Source organism: Capnocytophaga sp. oral taxon 326 str. F0382 (genome assembly GCF_000318295.1).
GTDB lineage: Bacteria > Bacteroidota > Bacteroidia > Flavobacteriales > Flavobacteriaceae > Capnocytophaga > Capnocytophaga periodontitidis.
In genome coordinates this window covers 1-1,684 of sequence record NZ_KB291372.1, presented here as the reverse complement: position 1 = coordinate 1,684, position 1,684 = coordinate 1, and the positions used below count along the sequence as shown (strand labels likewise).

Here is a 1,684-nt window from a genome sequence, read left to right as displayed (position 1 = left end):
TAAATCAATGTTCTGTTATATCGAACTGACGTTAACTTAATAAAGAGGTTGTACAAAAAGTTTTATCAGTGTGGGCGTTTGCAGCACATAATCAGCTATCGCTGGCTTTCCTACATAACACACTCTAAAAATGATTGATTATCAGAATAATACACTTTGCCAAAGTTTTAGACTTTGGCAAAGTGTAGCGATGCAAATACGATTTTGCAACTTATTGGACAGTCTCTTTGTGAGGTTATTAGTTCTTCACATTGAAGGCTTTTTCTTTAGGATAGTAGGCTACTGAACCTAAAGATTCTTCGATGCGGAGCAATTGGTTGTACTTCGCCATACGGTCGGAACGTGAAGCAGAACCAGTTTTGATTTGTCCGGTGTTCAAAGCTACAGCCAAGTCGGCAATAGTATTGTCTTCAGTTTCACCTGAACGGTGAGACATTACGGCAGTATAACCTGCGCGGTTAGCCATATCTACGGCTGCGATAGTTTCAGACAAAGTACCGATTTGGTTTACTTTGATAAGGATAGAGTTTGCAATACCTTTGGCAATACCTCTTTCAAGGATAGATACGTTAGTAACGAACAAGTCGTCACCTACTAATTGAACGCGGTCACCGATTTTATCAGTAAGGAGTTTCCATCCGTCCCAGTCGTTTTGATCCATACCGTCTTCGATAGAGATGATAGGGTATTTAGCTACCAATTCAGCCAAGTAGTCAGCTTGTTCAGCTGAAGTACGTACTTTACCTTTAGCGCCTTCAAAAATAGTATAGTCGTATTTACCATCTTTGTAGAACTCAGAAGAAGCACAGTCTAAGGCGATTTTGATATCTTCACCCCATTTGTAACCAGCTTTGTTTACAGCTTCTTTGATAGAATCGAGTGCATCTTCGATGTCTTTGAAGTTAGGGGCAAAGCCACCTTCATCACCTACAGCAGTACCGAGACCTTTGTCGTGTAATACTTTTTTAAGGTTGTGGAATACTTCTGAACCCATTTGGATAGCGTGTGAAAAATCCTTAGCGTTCACAGGCATAATCATAAACTCTTGGAAAGCGATAGGTGCATCGGAGTGAGCACCAGCGTTGATGATGTTCATCATAGGTACAGGCAAAGTGTGAGCACTTACCCCACCTACATAGCGATACAAAGGCAAACCGAGTTCTTCGGCAGCAGCGCGAGCAACCGCTAATGATACGCCAAGAATAGCGTTAGCTCCTAATTTAGATTTGTTAGGAGTACCGTCGAGCTCGATCATTGTTTTGTCGATAAGGTTTTGTTCGAAAACGTCCATACCTACGATTTCTTCAGCGATGATATCGTTTACATTGGCAACGGCTTTAAGTACGCCTTTACCCATATAATCTTTACCGCCGTCGCGCAATTCAACAGCTTCGTATTCACCTGTTGAAGCTCCTGAAGGAACAGCAGCTCTACCAAGGAAACCATTTTCAGTTTCTACATCTACTTCTACGGTTGGATTTCCTCTTGAATCCAAAATCTGACGTGCGTGCACGCTTACAATAATACTCATATATTTTGTTATTTAATTATTTACGAATTTAATTAGAAAATTAGTGAATTTTAATTAGAAAATTAGTCAATGTGATAATTAGCAAATTTTGCAACGCAAAAGCTACTTGTTAATTTAACGTGAGTTCAGCATAAGTAATTATTTAACAATCAG

At 39.8% G+C, this 1,684-nt stretch carries 1 protein-coding gene; it reads right to left on the bottom strand.

Annotated elements, in window-relative coordinates:
* Window positions 1-238: 238 nt before the first annotated feature.
* Entirely contained in the window at window positions 239-1,531 is a 1,293-nt protein-coding gene (eno, locus tag HMPREF9073_RS01960) for a phosphopyruvate hydratase (protein WP_009412298.1), read from the bottom strand.
* Between the last annotated feature and the right edge of the window lie 153 nt (window positions 1,532-1,684).